The sequence below is a fragment of the Acidovorax sp. JG5 genome, assembly GCF_017939685.1.
In the GTDB taxonomy this organism is placed as follows: domain Bacteria; phylum Pseudomonadota; class Gammaproteobacteria; order Burkholderiales; family Burkholderiaceae_C; genus Acidovorax.
Map to the genome: position 1 here is coordinate 400,183 of NZ_JAGKSE010000001.1, position 15,459 is coordinate 415,641.

15 protein-coding genes and 1 riboswitch are annotated in these 15,459 nt (G+C 67.6%); of the genes, 6 read left to right on the forward strand and 9 right to left on the reverse strand.

Features of this window, described 5'->3' with window-relative positions; all coding sequences use genetic code 11:
• Positions 1-20 precede the first annotated feature (20 nt).
• The 4 genes from J8G26_RS01800 to J8G26_RS01815 all read left to right on the forward strand — a co-directional run bounded on the left by J8G26_RS01800 (position 21) and on the right by J8G26_RS01815 (position 4,571).
• On the forward strand, positions 21-1,202 hold the full coding sequence (locus J8G26_RS01800) for a CaiB/BaiF CoA-transferase family protein (RefSeq protein ID WP_210567706.1): 1,182 nt from the start codon (positions 21-23) through the stop codon (positions 1,200-1,202).
• Positions 1,203-1,252: 50 nt separating this feature from the next.
• Positions 1,253-2,620, forward strand: coding sequence for an MmgE/PrpD family protein (locus J8G26_RS01805; RefSeq protein WP_210567707.1), 1,368 nt, complete (start codon positions 1,253-1,255; stop codon positions 2,618-2,620).
• Positions 2,621-2,682: 62 nt separating this feature from the next.
• Positions 2,683-3,690, forward strand: coding sequence for a tripartite tricarboxylate transporter substrate binding protein BugD (locus J8G26_RS01810; RefSeq protein WP_087742966.1), 1,008 nt, complete (start codon positions 2,683-2,685; stop codon positions 3,688-3,690).
• Between the two features lie 11 nt (positions 3,691-3,701).
• Positions 3,702-4,571 carry a CoA ester lyase gene (locus J8G26_RS01815; protein WP_210567708.1) on the forward strand — a complete coding sequence of 290 codons (870 nt, stop codon included), beginning with the start codon at positions 3,702-3,704 and terminating at the stop codon, positions 4,569-4,571.
• Between the two features lie 191 nt (positions 4,572-4,762).
• Here the strand turns inward: J8G26_RS01815 and J8G26_RS01820 are convergent, their stop codons facing one another.
• The 8 genes from J8G26_RS01820 to J8G26_RS01855 all read right to left on the reverse strand — a co-directional run bounded on the left by J8G26_RS01820 (position 4,763) and on the right by J8G26_RS01855 (position 13,553).
• Entirely contained in the window at positions 4,763-5,884 is a 1,122-nt protein-coding gene (locus J8G26_RS01820) for a CaiB/BaiF CoA-transferase family protein (RefSeq protein ID WP_210567709.1), read from the reverse strand.
• Between the two features lie 45 nt (positions 5,885-5,929).
• Positions 5,930-6,559, reverse strand: a complete 630-nt coding sequence (locus J8G26_RS01825; protein WP_246881187.1) for a hypothetical protein — start codon at positions 6,557-6,559, stop codon at positions 5,930-5,932.
• A 4-nt stretch (positions 6,560-6,563) separates the two neighbouring features.
• Complete coding sequence (locus J8G26_RS01830; protein WP_087742969.1) at positions 6,564-7,028, reverse strand: PaaI family thioesterase; 465 nt, start codon at positions 7,026-7,028, stop codon at positions 6,564-6,566.
• Positions 7,029-7,292: 264 nt separating this feature from the next.
• Entirely contained in the window at positions 7,293-8,858 is a 1,566-nt protein-coding gene (locus J8G26_RS01835; RefSeq protein ID WP_210567710.1) for a class I adenylate-forming enzyme family protein, read from the reverse strand.
• A gap of 57 nt (positions 8,859-8,915) precedes the next feature.
• Positions 8,916-9,863, reverse strand: coding sequence for a tripartite tricarboxylate transporter substrate binding protein (locus J8G26_RS01840; RefSeq protein WP_210567711.1), 948 nt, complete (start codon positions 9,861-9,863; stop codon positions 8,916-8,918).
• Between the two features lie 218 nt (positions 9,864-10,081).
• Positions 10,082-11,389, reverse strand: a complete 1,308-nt coding sequence (locus tag J8G26_RS01845) for a Glu/Leu/Phe/Val dehydrogenase (protein WP_210567712.1) — start codon at positions 11,387-11,389, stop codon at positions 10,082-10,084.
• 197 nt (positions 11,390-11,586) lie between these two features.
• Positions 11,587-12,453 (reverse strand): PPK2 family polyphosphate kinase, encoded by an 867-nt coding sequence (locus tag J8G26_RS01850; RefSeq protein ID WP_087748098.1) that lies wholly within the window; start codon positions 12,451-12,453, stop codon positions 11,587-11,589.
• A gap of 161 nt (positions 12,454-12,614) precedes the next feature.
• Complete coding sequence (locus tag J8G26_RS01855) at positions 12,615-13,553, reverse strand: LysR family transcriptional regulator (RefSeq protein WP_087742973.1); 939 nt, start codon at positions 13,551-13,553, stop codon at positions 12,615-12,617.
• A 124-nt stretch (positions 13,554-13,677) separates the two neighbouring features.
• Here J8G26_RS01855 and J8G26_RS01860 point away from each other — a divergent pair, with 124 nt between their 5' ends.
• Positions 13,678-14,127 (forward strand): PACE efflux transporter, encoded by a 450-nt coding sequence (locus tag J8G26_RS01860; RefSeq protein WP_198848002.1) that lies wholly within the window; start codon positions 13,678-13,680, stop codon positions 14,125-14,127.
• Between the two features lie 110 nt (positions 14,128-14,237).
• Here J8G26_RS01860 and J8G26_RS01865 read toward each other — a convergent pair whose 3' ends face one another.
• Positions 14,238-14,981: a hypothetical protein gene (locus J8G26_RS01865; RefSeq protein WP_210567713.1), complete on the reverse strand. Its 744-nt coding sequence runs from the start codon at positions 14,979-14,981 to the stop codon at positions 14,238-14,240.
• Between the two features lie 160 nt (positions 14,982-15,141).
• On the opposite strand from J8G26_RS01865, the gene J8G26_RS01870 reads away from it, so the two are divergent.
• Positions 15,142-15,333 carry a helix-turn-helix transcriptional regulator gene (locus J8G26_RS01870; protein WP_210567804.1) on the forward strand — a complete coding sequence of 64 codons (192 nt, stop codon included), beginning with the start codon at positions 15,142-15,144 and terminating at the stop codon, positions 15,331-15,333.
• A 16-nt stretch (positions 15,334-15,349) separates the two neighbouring features.
• Positions 15,350-15,437, forward strand: a riboswitch (S-adenosyl-L-homocysteine riboswitch).
• Positions 15,438-15,459 lie beyond the last annotated feature (22 nt).

The window sequence follows — 15,459 nt, forward strand, 5'->3', positions numbered from 1 at the left end:
CAACACATAACGGAGTTTCCATGACCCGCCCCCTCGACGGCATCACCGTCGTATCGCTCGAACATGCGGTGGCCGCACCGTTTTGCACACGCCAGCTGGCCGACCTGGGCGCGCGCGTCATCAAGGTGGAGCGCCCCGGCAGTGGCGACTTCGCGCGCGGCTATGACCAGCGGGTGAAGGGTCAGTCGTCGCATTTCACCTGGCTCAACCGCAACAAGGAAAGCCTGGCGCTGGATGTGAAGCAGCCGCAGGCCAAGGCCGCGCTGCTGCAGCTCTTGAAGACCGCCGATGTGCTGGTGCAAAACCTGGCGCCCGGCGCGGCCGCGCGCATGGGGTTGTCGTATGAAGCCCTGAAGGCGCACAACCCGAAGCTGATCGTGTGCGACATCAGCGGCTATGGCGCCGACGGGCCGTATCGCGACAAGAAGGCCTACGACCTGCTGATCCAGAGCGAGGCGGGGTTCCTGTCTGTGACGGGCACGCCCGAGACACCCTCCAAATCCGGCATCTCGGTGGCCGACATCGCTGCAGGCATGTATGCCTACACCAACATCCTGTCGGCCCTGCTGCTGCGCGGCAAGACGGGCGAGGGCAGCCATATCGATGTGTCCATGCTCGAAGCCATGGGCGAGTGGATGGGCTACCCGATGTACTACGCCCACGATGGCGCCCCGCCGCCGCCGCGCACCGGCGCGTCGCACGCCAGCATCTATCCCTACGGACCGTTTGCAGCCGGCGACGGCAAGACGGTGATGCTGGGCCTGCAGAACGAGCGCGAATGGAAGGCCTTTTGCGACACCGTGCTGCAGCGCCCTGAGGTGGCCACGGACGCGCGCTTCTGTTCCAACGGCCAGCGCAACGCCCACCGCGACGCGTTGCAGGCGCTGATCTTGCAAGAGTTCTCCACGCTCAGCGCCGCCCAGGTCGTCGAGCGCCTGGAGGCCGCTGGCATTGCCAACGCCCGCGTCAACGACATGGCTGACCTGTGGGCACACCCGCAGCTGGCCGCGCGCCAGCGCTGGCGCACCGTGGGCACGCCTGCGGGCGCGGTGCCCGCGCTGCTGCCGCCGGGCGTGAACAGCGCGTTCGATTACCGCATGGACGCCGTGCCCGCCGTGGGCCAGCACAACGCAGCCATCCTGGCCGCGCTGGGCTGGAGCGCCGAGCAGATCGACGCACTGCAGGCCCCGCAATCTGTTTGAATCAAAAACCATAGCTGATAGCGCTTATCCCGCCTGCACTGGAGCCAAAAATGAAGCAAGAAACCCAAGCCGCCATCCACCCCCTGGCACAGTTTGCCGCCACGCTGCAATGGAGCGATGTGCCCGCGCCCGTGCAGCGCCGCGCCGAAGACCTGTGGGTGGACTGGTTCGGCTCGGTGCTGGCCGGCTGCCGCGCGCGGCCCGTGGCCAGCATCACGCGCTTTGCGCTGGCGCAGGGCCCTGCCTCGGGCCCCAGCGAAGTCATTGGCCACGGCGTTACCAGCAGCCCCATGATGGCGGCGCTGACCAACGCTGCGGCCGCGCATGTGGCCGAGCAGGACGACGTGCACAACGGCTCGGTGTTCCACCCGGCGGCGGTGGTGTTTCCGCCCGCGCTGGCGGTGGCGCAGGCCATCGGCGCCAGCGGCGCGCAGCTGATGGCGGCCTGCGTGGCCGGCTACGAGGTGGGCATCCGCGTGGGTGAGTTTTTGGGCCGCAGCCACTACAAGATTTTCCACACCACGGCCACGGCCGGCACGCTGGCGGCGGCCGCCGCCGTGGGCCGCCTGCTGGAGCTGACGCCCGCGCAGATGCAGCACGCCTTCGGATCGGCCGGCACGCAATCGGCCGGGCTGTGGGAGTTTTTGCGCACCGCCGCCGACAGCAAGCAGCTGCACACCGCACACGCCGCAGCCGCAGGGCTGATGGCCGCGTATCTTGCCAAGGACGGTTTCACCGGCGCGCAAGACATCTTCACCGGCCCGCAGGGCCTGGCCGCGGGCATGTCGCAGGATTCCAACCCGGCCAGGCTGACCGACGGCCTCGGCACCCGCTGGGCCACGGCCGAGACATCGTTCAAATGGCATGCCTCGTGCCGCCACACGCACCCGGCCGCCGACGCGCTGCAGCAGGTGATGCGCGAGCACGACCTGGCGCCCGCCGACATCGCGCAGGTCACCTGCCATGTGCACCAAGGCGCCATCGACGTGCTGGGGCCGGTGGTCTCGCCCAGCACGGTGCACCAGTCCAAGTTTTCCATGGGCACGGTGTTGGCACTGGCCGCGCGCTTTGGCCATGCGGGTTTGACCGAATTCGACGCGCAGTTCCTGGCCCCCGACACGGTGGCCTTGCGCGAGAAGGTGCGCATGGAGTTGGACGCCGAGGTGGACGCCGCCTACCCGCAGCGCTGGATCGGCAAGGTCACCGTGCAGACGACCGACGGCCGCACGCTGCACGGCCGGGTGGACGAGCCCAAGGGCGACCCCGGCAACACACTGTCGCGCGAGGAAATCACCGCCAAGGCGCTGCGCCTGGCGGCTTATGGCGGCGCGGTGCCTGCCGCGCAGGCCGACGCCGCCGTGCAGCGCCTGTGGCAGGTGCAGGATTGGCCGCGCACGCAGCACCTGCTGGGCCCGTAAGCTACGAAGGGCGCTGGCCAGGCGCCCGTTCATCACAAACCACAAACAGGAGACAGACCCCCATGACAGCACGCTTCATCCCGATTTCCCGCCGCACCGTTGCCGGCTCCATCGCTGCCGCCTGCGCCACGCTGGCACTGTGCGGCAACGCCCTGGCCAACACCTGGCCCGAAAAGACCGTCACCCTGGTCGTACCCTACAGCGCTGGCGGCCCCACCGACGTGGTGGCGCGCCTGCTGGCGGTGCCCATGGGCCAGTCGCTGGGCCAGACGGTGGTGGTGGAAAACACGGTGGGCGCGGGCGGCACGCTGGCGCCCGCGCGCATCGCCCGCTCCAAACCCGACGGCTACACCATCCTGATCCATCACATGGGCATGGCCACGGCCCCGGCGCTCTACAAGAAGCTGCCTTATGACCCGCTCAAGGACTTCGAGTACGTCGGCCAGGTGCTGGACGTGCCCATGACCCTGCTGTCGCGCAAGGACTTTCCGGCGAACAACTTCCAGGAGCTGCAGGACTACGTGAAGAAGAACCAGGACAAGGTGTCGCTGGCCAACGCCGGCATTGGCGCCGTGTCGCAGCTGTGCGGCATGCTGTTCATGCACCAGCTGGGCGTGAAGCTGACCACCATCCCCTACAAAGGTGCTGGCCCAGCCATGAACGACCTGATGGGCGGGCAGGTGGACCTGCTGTGCGACCAGACCACGCAGACCGCGCCCGTGATCCAGGACGGCAAGCGCGCCAAGGTGTTTGGCGTGACCACGCCGCAGCGCCTGTCGTCCATGCCCAATATCCCCACGCTGGATGAGCAGGGCCTCAAAGGCTTCGACGTGAAGGTGTGGCACGGCATGTACGCTCCCAAGGGCACGCCCAAAGACGTGATGGCCAAGCTCAACAAGGCGTTGAACGTGGCGATCAAGGACGAGAACGTGAAAAAGCGCATTGCCGAGCTGAGCTCCGATCTCGTCTCGCCCGACAAGGCCACCCCTGAGGGGCTGCGCAAGCACCTGGAGGCCGAGGTGGCGCGCTGGGACAAGGTCATCAAGGCTGCGGGCGTATCGGCCGAATAAGGAAAGCATCCATGTCCGATCTGGTGCAGCAGGCCTGCTCTTTTCTTTTCGTGCCGGCCACCCAGCCCGAGCGCTTGCCCAAGGCCCTGGCCAGCGGCGCCGACCTGGTGATCGCCGACTGGGAGGACGCCGTGGCTCCCGCCGACAAGGAGCGTGCCCGCACCGCCCTGGCCGAGGCCGTGGCCGCGCTGGAAGGCGCGGCGCGTGCGCGCCTGCTGGTGCGCATCAACAGCGAGGGTTCGCCCTGGTTCGCCGCTGACCTGCAGGCCCTGGCACAGCTCACGGCCCAGGGCCTGGCTGGCGCCGTGGTGCCCAAGGCAGAGCACGCGCAAACGCTGCAGGCCGTGGCCCAGGCCGCCGGGCCGCAGGCCGCGCTGGTGCCGCTGGTCGAGAGCGTGGCTGGCCTGGCCGCCGCCGATGCCCTGGCGGCAGCGCCGCAGGTGGTGCGCCTGGCCTTCGGGCACCTGGACTTCCAGGTCGATGCCGGCATGGCCTGTGGCGAAACCGAAGAAGAGCTGCTGCCCGTGCGCATGGCCCTGGTGTTCGCCTCGCGCCGCGCAGGGCTGGCCGCACCCGTTGACGGCGTGACGGTGGACACGCGCAACCCCGCGCGCATGGCCCGTGACGCCGAGCGCGCGCGGCGCATGGGCTTTGGCGGCAAGCTGTGCATCCACCCGGCGCAGGTGCCGGTGCTGCATGCCGCCTTCGACCCCGACGAGGCTGCGGTGGCCCACGCGCTGCGTGTTCAGCAGGCGCTGCAGCAGGCCGGTGGCGGCGTCTGCGTGCTGGATGGCCGCATGGTGGATGCACCGGTGCTGGCGCAGGCGCAGCAAACCTTGCTGCGCCACGCGCGGGCGCAGCAGCGCCTTGCGTCCCGCTGAAGTTGGAGCCGTTCGCCCAGGGCTTCCTGGATCGTGAACGCGTTCTGACGCAGCAATGCTGCTGGCCAAAGTCGCCTGTCTGGCGTTGGCCTCGCAGGCGTTCCGGCTTCTGGCGGCGTCGCCGCTGTTCAGGCAACGCTGAACGCACCTCCGGCGAAGAACGCCGTGACGGGCCTTCTACCCAGCGTCGCCTAGAGCGCTGGACGCTGGCGCCACACGGCCTGCGCTCCCGCCTGGCCCAGGCTTTCCATGACTGCCTGCGTGTGCGCACCCGGCACGCAGGCCTCGCCCGGCTCATAGGCCGCGCCGTCAAAGCGCGGCGCCGGTGCGGCCTGCAGCACGCCCTGGTGCTCGGTGTACACGCCGCGCGCCTGCATGTGCGGGTGCGCTGCCGCCTCTACTGGGCTGAGCACGGCGCCAAAGCAGGCATCGGTGGGCTCCAGCAGCGCCTGCCAGTGCGCGCGCGGCTGGGCCAGAAACAGGGCCGCGAGGCGCGAGCGGCGCTTGGGCCAGGCCGCCTTGTCCCACTGGGGGCCGGTGAAATCCGGGTCGTCGGCCAGCCCCAGAACCTCCAGCAGCAAGGCATGGAACTGCGGCTCGATGGCGCCCACGGTGATGTGCTGACCATCGGCGCAGACATAGGTGTCGTAGAACGGTGCGCTGTCGTGGATGCTCTGGCCGCGCACATCGGCCACCAGGCCGCTTTGGCGCGCGCTGAGCATCAGGTTCAGCATGTGGGCCGAGCCGTCCACGATGGCTGCGTCCACCACCGTGCCGCGGCCCGTGGCGCGCGCCTGCACGATGCCCGACAGCAGCCCCGTCATCAGGTACATGGCCCCGCCGCCGATATCGCCCAGCACGGCAAAGGGCGACACGGGCCGCGCGTCAAAGGGGCCGCAGCCCCACAGCGCGCCACTGACGGCGGCATAGTTGGTGTCGTGCCCGGCACGCGGCGCCAACGGCCCGCTCTGGCCCCAGCCGGTCATGCGTCCGTACACCAGGCGGGGGTTGATGCGTTGGCAATCCTCGGGGCCCAGGCCCAGGCGCTCCATCACGCCGGGGCGCATGCCTTCGATGAGCGCATCGGCCTCGGCCACCAGCGCCAGCACCAGCTGGCGGCCTTCCTCGGTTTTGAGGTCGGCGAATACCGAGCGCTTGCCCCGGTTGAGCAGCGGGCCCGTGGTCGCCTGGCTCTTGGCCTCGCGCACCACCGAGATCACGTCCGCCCCCAGGTCGGCCAGGTGCATGGCACAAAACGGCCCCGGGCCCAGGCCACCAATCTCCAGCACACGTACGCTGTCCAGAACCTTCACGATGTCTCCTTGGGTGGTGTTTTGTGTGTTGCTGGTGAGAGCGCGTCACGACAGGCCTGAGGCCCCGAGCACGCTTTCTACCGACCGCACCAGCGTGCGCAGGCGCGGGCCCACTTCGGTTTCCAGCTTGCCGCACAGCGGGCTGTAGATGGGCAGCGTCACCGCAAACACCCACAGCTCGCCGTCCTGCGGCCGGGACATTGCCACCGCGATCGACTCCAGCTCGCGGTGCAGGTCGCCGTGGCTGCGGCAAAAGCCGTGCTCTGCCAGGTCGCGGCGCGCGTCGCCCAGCCGCTGATCCAGCCAATCGGCGCGCTGCGGGTCGGTGGCGCGCAGGTCGCGCAGGTAGGCCTCGCGTTCCTCATCGGGCAGGCCCAGCAGATAGGCGCGGCCCGACGCGGTGCGCGGCAGCGAGGTGTGCACACCCACCTCGGGCCGGAAGACGGGGTTGCCCAGGCTGTTGGCCTGCTCCACCAGGCACAGCTCGCGCCGAAAACCCACGGCCAGCTGCACCTGCCCCTCGGTCAGGTCGGCCACATCATCGCTGCCGGCTTTATCCCCGTAGACGACGATACGCCCGCAAAATTTGCCCGAGCGTGGGCAGAGGAGGCCCCGATCTGGGGGCGCCTGCTGCAGGCCGCAGGCGTGCAGCCCAGCTGAGGCGCTCTGCGTCATGCTCTCACGCCCCGGCTGCTGCCGGGGCGCGTGCAATCAGTTTGAAGCTGCCGGTGGCCAGGGCCACCAGGGTACCGTCCTCGGCGCGCACCTCGCCACGGGCAAAACTGATGGATCGCCCGCGCCGCTCGCAACGCGCGGTGGCGATCAGATCCCCGCGGCCCGCGGCGACGTAGTGCAGCGTCAGGTCGATGGTGGCCACGCCATAGGCGGCGGGGTCATGGGCGCGCGCAGCCGCAGCCAGCGTGCAATCAAGCAAGGTGGCGATCGAGCCACCATGCACCTCTCCGCGGCTGTTGGCCTGTTCTGCCTGAAAGCCCATGCGCACCTGGGCCATGTCGTTGCCAATGCGCTCGCCGCGCAGCGCCATGGCGCGCGCCATGGCCATGGGCAGGCCGAAGAACATGTCGGGTGCCTCGCCAGTGAAGGGGCTCAGGGGAATGTCGGGGGTGCTGGACTGGTTTGTCATGGTTGCATGCGAAAGAAAATTACGCGGAAGAACTGTACTGCGCGCGCGGCACTGCGGTGGACGTGACTGGCCGCCTGGCAACGCGCAAACCACCTATTCGTTTGCCTTGTCTGCCATCACCGCGAAGGTGGGGAGCCGCCGTTGGCGGACGCGCAGGTCTTTGCCGTGTGCAAACACTGGCATTCTTGTGCTCGTGGGGATCCAGCGCCCCACCTTCAGACGTTCATCTGCGCGGCAAGGAAGATGAAGCACCCGCCACGCGCCTCACGGGGCCACGGTGGCCTGCAGGTACTGCTCGCGCAGCGTGCGCTTGAGCACCTTGCCGATCTCGCTGCGCGGCAGGCGCTCGGCCAGCCGCAGGTCGGCCACGCGCTGGGTCTTGCCCACGCGGGCGTTGAGCCAGTCGCGCAGCTCTTGCGCGGCGGCTTGCGTGCCGGGCCGCGCCACCACGCAGGCCACGGGGGTTTCGCCCCATTGCTCGGAGGGCACGCCCACCACGGCGCACTCGGCCACCTGGGGGTGCTGGCACAGCACGGCCTCGATGTCGCTCGGATAGACGTTGAAGCCACCCGTGATGATCATGTCCTTCTTGCGGTCGCCCAGCACGATGAAGCCGTCCGCATCCAGGCGACCTACGTCGCCGCTGCGGATGTAGCGCTGCCCTTGCGCGTCAAACCACTCGGCCTCGCGTGTCTTGTCGGGCAGGCGGTAGTAGCCGCTCATCATGCCGGCCGAGCGGCCGACGATCTCGCCCTGCTCGCCCGTGGGTAGCTCGCGTCCCTGCTCGTCGATGAAGCGGATGTCGGCCCCCGCGCCGGGGCGGCCTACGGTGTGCAGCTTGTCGGGGTGGTCGTGGCAGTGCAGCTCGCAGCGCACGCCGCCCTCGGTCATGCCGTAATACTCGATGAGCCGGCCCGGCCAACGCTGCAGTACCTCGGTCTTGAGTGCGGCGCTGAACGGCGCGCTGGTGCAAAACTTGTGCTGCAGCCGGCCCAGGTTCGCGCGGTCAAATTCGGGGCAGGCCATCAGGCGCTGGTATTGCACGGGCACCAGCATGGTGTGGGTGGCGCCGTGCTGCTGTGCCAGCGCCAGGTAATGCGTTGCGTCGAACCTGCGCATCAGCACCAGCGTGCCGCCCAGTGCCAGCGTGGGCAGCGCCGCCACCAGCGTGGTGTTGGAGTACAGCGGCGTGGCGCACAACGAGACGGCATCGGGCCCGTAGCCGTTGGTGACCGCGCGCTTTACATGCGCCCAGCGCATGGCCCAGGACTGCACGATGCCCTTGGGCACGCCCGTGGTGCCGGATGAATAGATCACGTTGAACGGCCAATCGGGCTTTGGCGCGATCGGTGCGGCAGCGCCGTCGCTCTGCGCCAACCATTGCGACCAGGGCTCGCCGGCGTCGGACGCATCGTCCAGGGCCACGCAGCGCAGCGCCGCACCCGCATGCAACGGCCATTGCGCGGCCACCTCGCGGTCACGCAGCACCAGGCGCGCGCCGCAGTTGTCCAGCATGGCGCTCAGGTGCTCGGCCGTGGCTGAGGGCGCCAGCGGCGCCACAGCCACGCCGGCGCGCAGCGCGCCAAGGTAAGCCAGCACATATTCGACCGAGGTGCCGGCGCAGATGGCCACCACATCGCCGGGCTCAAGGCCGTCACGCTGCAGGCTGCGGGCCGCGCGGTCCATGCCCGCGCGCAGCGCGGCGTAGTCCAGGCGCTGATCCCCCAGTACGAGGGCGGTGTGGCGGGGGCGGTGCAAGGCCTGCTGCGCAATCAGTTCGGGCAGCGAGCCGAAGGGCTGGGAAAGCCGTTGTTCGATGTCTGGGTGCATGGAGTCGGGATGCCAATGAAAGGCGGGGGACGTGCGCGCGCGCCCGTACCGCCGGGGTTATTCGAGGGACAGGCCCGCCGCCTTGACGATCTGGGCCCAGCTCTTGCGCTCCTGGGCGATGAAGGCGTCGTACTCGGCCGGCGTCTCGCCGCCGGGCACGCCGCCCAGCTCGGCAAAGCGCTGGCGCACCTCGGGCGTCTGCATGGCCTTGCGCGCCGACTGCTGCAGGCGCTCGACCACGGCGTCGGGCGTGCCGGCCGGTGCCAGCAGGCCAAACCAGGCCGTGACCTGCATGGGCACGCCAGCCTCGGTCATGGTGGGCACATCGGGCAGTTGCGCCGAGCGCGTGCCGCTCGTGATGGCCAGCGCACGGAACTTGCCGGCCTTGATGTGCGGCATGGAGCTGGGCAGGTTGTCGATCATGAAATCCACCTGCTGCCCCAGCAGCGCCGTCACGGCCGGGGCCGCGCCGGGATAGGGCACCAGCGTCACGTCGATGCCCGACTTCTGGCGGAACATTTCCGAGGACATGTGGGGCGACTGGCCCACGCCCGAGGTGGATACGTTCAGCCGGCGCGTCTTCGCCAGGCCCACCAGGTCCTGTGCGCTGCGCACCGGCGAGTCGGCATGGACCACCAGGATGTTGGGCACGGAAATCACGTTGGTGATGCCGCGCAGGTCGCTTTCCTTGTAGCTGAGCTGCTTGTAGAGGCTGAAATTGATGGCCACCGGGCCGATGTTGCCCATCAGCAGCGTGTGGCCGTCGGGTTTTGCGCGCGCCACCTGCGCGGTGCCGATGCTGCCGCCGCCCCCGCCCTTGTTCTCCACGACGATGGCGGTGCCGAGATCCTTGGCCATCTTCTCGGCCAGCACACGCGCTGCAATGTCGGTGGTGCCGCCCGCGGCGGCCGGCACGACGATGGTGATGGGCCGCTCGGGCCAGGCGGCCCAGGCGACCAAAGGCAGGGTTGTCACGGCGGCCAGCATGCAGCGTCGAAAAATCATGGGTGGTTCCTCTTGGACGCGCCGACCTCGGCGAGGCTTTCAGCGCATGGGAACCAACCATAGCCGGGCCACCGCGATCCGTGCCTAGGGTTTTGGAGCGGATCGCTTTGCCAATGGCAAAGCCTGGCTTTCTAGACGCGAAAGCAGGCACTCTGGTATGGGCCGGCAGAAAAAAAGGCTGCCCATGGAGCAGCCTTTGTTTGCGAACGCTGTACTTTTCAGGGGTACAAACCGCGCATTTCACGCGCATGCAGGATGCGCTGGCAGGCCACGATGAAGGTGGCGGTGCGCAGGCTGACCTTGTGCTCCTGGGCCACCTGCCAGATGCCGGCGAAGGCCTCTTGCATGATGCGCACCAGGCGGGCGTTGATCTCGTCCTCGCTCCAGAAGAAGCTGGAAAAATCCTGCACCCATTCGAAGTAGCTCACCGTCACGCCGCCGGCGTTGGCGATGACGTCGGGCAGCACCAGCACGCCCTTGTCGTGCAGGATGTCGTCGGCCTCGGTGGTGGTGGGGCCGTTGGCGCCTTCGATCACGAGCTTGGCCTTGATCTGGCCCGCGTTGTCCTTGGTGATCTGGCCTTCGAGCGCGGCGGGGATCAGGATCTCGCAATCCACGCCCCAGAACTCTTCGGCTTTCATCACGTCGGCACCGGCAAATCCGCCCACGCCGCCGCGCGCCTTCACATGGGCCAGCAGCGCGGGCACATCGAGGCCGTTGCTGTTGACGATGGTGCCGGTGTGGTCCTGTACGGCCACCACCTTGGCGCCGGCTTCGGCAAACAGCTTGGCCGCCGTGCCGCCCACGTTGCCAAAGCCTTGCACGGCCAGGCGGGCGCCTTCGATGGGCAGGCCGGTCAGCCTGGCGGCTTCCACGCCCACGGTGTACACGCCGCGGCCGGTGGCCTCGACGCGGCCCAGCGAGCCGCCCAGGTCCACTGGCTTGCCGGTGACCACGCCGGTGGCGGTGGCGCCGGTGTTCATCGAATAGGTGTCCATCATCCAGGCCATGATCTGGCCGTTGGTGTTCACATCAGGCGCAGGGATGTCCTTGGAGGGGCCGATCAGCAGGCCGATCTCGCTGGTGTAGCGGCGCGTCAGGCGCTCCAGCTCACCCAGCGAGAGCTTCTTGGGATCGACACGGATGCCGCCCTTGGCACCGCCGTAGGGCACGTTCACAGCCGCGTTCTTGACCGACATCCAGGCCGACAGGGCCATCACTTCCGACAGCGTCACGTCCTGGTGAAAGCGCACGCCGCCCTTGCCGGGGCCACGGCTGAGGTTGTGCTGCACGCGGTAGCCTTCGTAGTGGGCGATGGTGCCGTTGTCCAGCTCGATCGGCACGTCCACGATCAGGATGCGCTTGGGGCGCTTGAGCGTTTCCACCCAGCGCGCCAGGCTGCCCAGGTAGGGCGTGACGCGGTCCACCTGCTGCAGGTAGTTGCCCCAGGGGCCGAGGTGGTTGGGGTCCAGGTACGACGGCAGGGTGTGGGTGGCGCTGGCGGGCGTTCCGGTGGGGTGTGACATGGAGGGTTCCTTGTGGGATCAGTTCAGGGGATGAAGCTTATGCCTGTGCCGCCGGGCTGTCCAAGGCCGGTGTTTCACGGGGTTATGCATTGTTTGCATGATGGGCCGGTCTCCGCGGGTGCGTCGGTTGCTCACTAAAAGATAGCTGTCAGCGCTTGCCATTCGGGCGCTACAGGCCTGAATGGCATCCAATCTGCTCACTCCACCGTGAAATGCTCCAGCGCCGGGTCGCCGGGCGGGTATTTCAGGCCCAGGTTCTGCAGCACCTCGCGCAGCACGGTGGCGATCATCAGGTTGCGGTGCGTCTTGGAGTTGGCCGGCACGATGGTCCAGGGCGCCCAGGGGGTGTGCGTGGCCGACAGCAGCGTTTCGTAGGCCTTTTGGTAATCGGCCCACTGCTTGCGCACGGCGATGTCGCCCATGTCGAATTTCCAGTGCTTGGCGGGGTCGTCCAGGCGCTCCTGCAGTCGCTCGCGCTGCTCGTCGTAGCCGATGTGCAGCATGAACTTGACGATGACCGTGCCGGTCTCGCTGAGCAGGCGCTCGAAGTCGTTGATGTGGGCCAGGCGCTGGCGGTGCTGCTCGGGCGTGATCCAGTCGTTGACCACCGGCACCAGCACGTCTTCGTAGTGGCTGCGGTTGAACACCGTCAGCTCGCCGGCGCCCGGCACCTGCTGGTGGATGCGCCACAGGTAGTCGTGCGCGCGCTCGGGCTCGGTGGGCGCCTTCCAGCCCACGGCGTGCACACCCAGGGCGCTCATGCTGCCAAACACGCCGCGCACGGTGCCGTCCTTGCCCGAGGCATCGGTGCCCTGCAGTATCACCAGTAGCTTGTAGCGCCGGTCGGCGTACAGCAGGTTTTGCAGTGCGTCGAGTTCAATGGCCAGGGCCTGCACATCTTCTTTGCCCTGCGCCTTTTCGCCGTCCATGAACGGCGTGGCGTCAGGGTCGAAATCCTTCAGCGAGACCGGTCTGGGGCCGGAGCCATTGGCCGGCCGGGGTTGCCACGCGGCCCAGCGCTTGGCCAGGGCCTTGTCGTTGGTTTGAAAGGGGGATTTGCTCATGGGTGTTTTTTGGGGGTTGTCATCCAGGTGGGGTTGCCAGCTTGGCGCAATGTGGCGGGTGGGTCAATGCGCGGTTTCCGCAGAAGGGCGGGCCCATTTGCTATAGATAATATAGCTATTGGCGCTTGATGAATAAGCGCTACAGGCACTTTTGTTTCAAATTACGCCGCCGCGCCCGATGCACCCTGCTGCGCAATCAGCTGCACGAAACGCCGCGCGCCCAGGCCCAGCGGGCGCTCCTTGGACCAGACCACGTCCACCCACAGCGCCACGCCGTTGCTGAGGTTCTCGAACGGCATCTCCACCAGCGAGCCCGCCGCGATGCGCGGCTGCACCAGCGCGCGCGGCTGCCAGCCCCAGCCCAGACCGGCCTCGATCAGGCCCAGCGCGGCCAGGTGGTTGTCGGTGCGCCAGTGGTGGCGGGCAAACACAAAGCGCGGGTCGGTCTGCGCCAGATCGCGGCTGGCCACCACGATCTGGCGCGTGGTGGTGAGGTGTTCCTCGCGCAGCTGCGCGCGCTCGGGTGCTTCGCCCCGCGCCGCTGCGGCGGCGCGCGCGGCGGCCAGCACCGGGTGCTGACGGGCCATCACGGCCACCAGGGTTTCGCTGCCCACCTCCTGGAACCCCTCGCGCCCGTCGATGCTGGGGCGCTCGAACACCAGCGCCAGCTGCGCGCGCCCGCTGTGCAGCAGGGCCAGGGCATCCTCTTGCGGCGCGGCCAGCACCTCTGCCTGCAGCAGCGGGTATTCGTGCGCCAGCGTGGCCAGCGGGCCGCTCCAGCGCGCGGCCAGCAGCTCGGGGGCAATGGCCAGCGTCAGGCGCTCTTCCAGCCCTTGCGTCAGCGCCAGCGCCTGGGCGTTGAGCTGCTGCAGCTGCCCGGCCAGCAGGCGCGCCTGGGGCTCCAGCGCGCGCGCGGCGGCGGTGGGGCGGGGCTCGCGGCCGCTGCGATCGAACAAGGGCACATTCAATTCGGCTTCGAGGTGGGCGATGGTCATGCTCACGGCCGAAGGCACCCGCGACAACGCCCGCGCGGCCGCCGAAAACGAGCCCCGGTCCAGCACCGCCAAAAACACCTGCACGCTGTCGGAAGAAAAAGCCATGGCCTCAATTATCAGAAAAACTGAAACAAGCTGACTTTATGTATCAGCAATACGCACATAAAGTCGCCCCATGCCTTTCACCCAGACTTCTCCCGCCGCCCCCGGTACGCCAGCCCCTCAGGGGCTGCAGGGCCCGTGGCGCCGCGTTCTTTATGTCACCTTGTATGAACTGATCGCCATCGCGGTGGCCACGGCGGGGCTGGCGCAGCTCTCCGGGCAGGGCGCAGGGCACTCCAGTGTGGTGGCAGTGGCCGCGTCGGCCATTGCCGTGCTGTGGAACGTGGTGTTCAACTGGGCCTTTGAGCGCTGGGAGTCGCGCCAGACAGTGCGCGGGCGCAGCGTGGCGCGCCGGGTGGCGCACGCCATCGGGTTCGAGGGCGGGCTGGTCTTCACGCTGGTGCCGCTGTTTGCCTGGTGGTTCAAGGTGAGCCTGTGGGAGGCCTTTGTGATGGACCTTGCGCTCATCGTCTTCTTTCTTTGCTACACCTTTGTCTTCAACTGGGCGTTTGACCGCGTGTTTGGGCTGCCTGCTTCGGCACAGGGCGCGGTGAATTCGCAATCCGTGGTGTCTTAGCACGCGCTATATAAAAAAGAGCTGCCAGTGCTTGCATATCAAGCGCTGGCAGCTCTTTGTCACTTTGACCAACACAGTGGCGTCGCCGCTTGGCCGCCACTGCGGACCGTTTACTTGCGGCCGGTGAAGATGAAACCGGCTGTTTGCGATGGCAGCAGCCCCATGGCGAGCAGCGTCCCACCTTCGTAGTAGGCCACGCCTGAAACGGTTGCACCGTTGCCCAGGGCGCAGTTTGCTCCCGAGAAGGTGATGCGCAGGTCAAAGATGTTCTTGCCGCTGCTCCGCGGCGTGACGGGCCCACTGGCGCTGCACCCGAGTGATGACGGCGAGGTAATGGTGCCGGTGGCAGAGATGGTGACTGTTATCGACTGCACCGGTGCGCCCGTGCTCACGCCGGAGCCCGTATATGTGCCGGCCAGTGCGGACAGTGTGGCTGGCTGGTCGTACGCGGTCGAATAGGTACCCGCAAAGGTGACGCCGCTGGGAAACCGGATATCGGTCTTGGTCTTGGCGGTGTAGGTGCCGCTGTAAGTGCTCGACGCGATTTGTCCGGAGCGGAGATCGAATTCCCGACCCGAGCCCGTCAATGTGCCACCTGAGGAAGTAGTGTTGCCTTGCAGAGCGCCGTAGATAGCCCCGTTGCTGGTGTAAACGCCCCAGGTTTCACCGTTTTCCAGCACGGCCAAAGCAACGTCCCAGCCGGTGGAGGACTTGCCCGTCCAGAAGCCCTCCACGCTTGTAGCGGCAGGTGGTGGCGCGGGAGTGGATGAGTCGTCGCTGCCACCGCCACAGGCTGTCAGCAGTGTTGCTGCTATCAAAGCCGAATACCCTGCCAGTCGAAGCTTCGTTGTCATCGCTGCTCTCTTTTCAGTGTTGGCGAGCAAGGCACCGTGCCCCACTCTGTTACGCACTGTAGCGTAAAAAGTCGTAAATGGACTATTCCGAATCGGGGTAAAGCATGCACGGGTGCCGATCACTGTCTATCACCCGCGTTACTAGGCCCTTCGGGAGGGTCTGGCTGCACTGCGAAAGAAAGCTGGTCTTTCGCAGGTGCAGTTGGCCGAGCGGTTGGGGGTGGGGCAGTCATTCGTATCCAAGATAGAGCGCGGCGAAAGTTACGTGGACGTAATGCTCTTCGTTGATTGGTGTCGCGCTTGCGATGTCCCCCGTGCGGGGCCAGAACTGGACAGGTTGACAGGAACCTGAGCCGGTAGAATTGTCGGCTCCCAAGGAGCGTTGCAGCGGCCCACCGGATGAACGGTGGCACCGTCAGGCTTGGGGCCTTTTCTTCGCAACGACGCTCACCTGTTATTCCGCTGTTTCTGCACAGGT

Bases quoted from the DNA above. Each gene is read 5' to 3' on its own strand.
- J8G26_RS01800 (WP_210567706.1), top strand. From the start codon at position 21: ATGACCCGCCCCCTCGACGGCATCACCGTCGTATCGCTCGAACATGCG.
- J8G26_RS01805 (WP_210567707.1), top strand. From the start codon at position 1,253: ATGAAGCAAGAAACCCAAGCCGCCATCCACCCCCTGGCACAGTTTGCC.
- J8G26_RS01810 (WP_087742966.1), top strand. From the start codon at position 2,683: ATGACAGCACGCTTCATCCCGATTTCCCGCCGCACCGTTGCCGGCTCC.
- J8G26_RS01815 (WP_210567708.1), top strand. From the start codon at position 3,702: ATGTCCGATCTGGTGCAGCAGGCCTGCTCTTTTCTTTTCGTGCCGGCC.
- J8G26_RS01825 (WP_246881187.1), bottom strand. From the start codon at position 6,559: ATGACGCAGAGCGCCTCAGCTGGGCTGCACGCCTGCGGCCTGCAGCAG.
- J8G26_RS01830 (WP_087742969.1), bottom strand. From the start codon at position 7,028: ATGACAAACCAGTCCAGCACCCCCGACATTCCCCTGAGCCCCTTCACT.
- J8G26_RS01835 (WP_210567710.1), bottom strand. From the start codon at position 8,858: ATGCACCCAGACATCGAACAACGGCTTTCCCAGCCCTTCGGCTCGCTG.
- J8G26_RS01840 (WP_210567711.1), bottom strand. From the start codon at position 9,863: ATGATTTTTCGACGCTGCATGCTGGCCGCCGTGACAACCCTGCCTTTG.
- J8G26_RS01845 (WP_210567712.1), bottom strand. From the start codon at position 11,389: ATGTCACACCCCACCGGAACGCCCGCCAGCGCCACCCACACCCTGCCG.
- J8G26_RS01850 (WP_087748098.1), bottom strand. From the start codon at position 12,453: ATGAGCAAATCCCCCTTTCAAACCAACGACAAGGCCCTGGCCAAGCGC.
- J8G26_RS01855 (WP_087742973.1), bottom strand. From the start codon at position 13,553: ATGGCTTTTTCTTCCGACAGCGTGCAGGTGTTTTTGGCGGTGCTGGAC.
- J8G26_RS01865 (WP_210567713.1), bottom strand. From the start codon at position 14,981: ATGACAACGAAGCTTCGACTGGCAGGGTATTCGGCTTTGATAGCAGCA.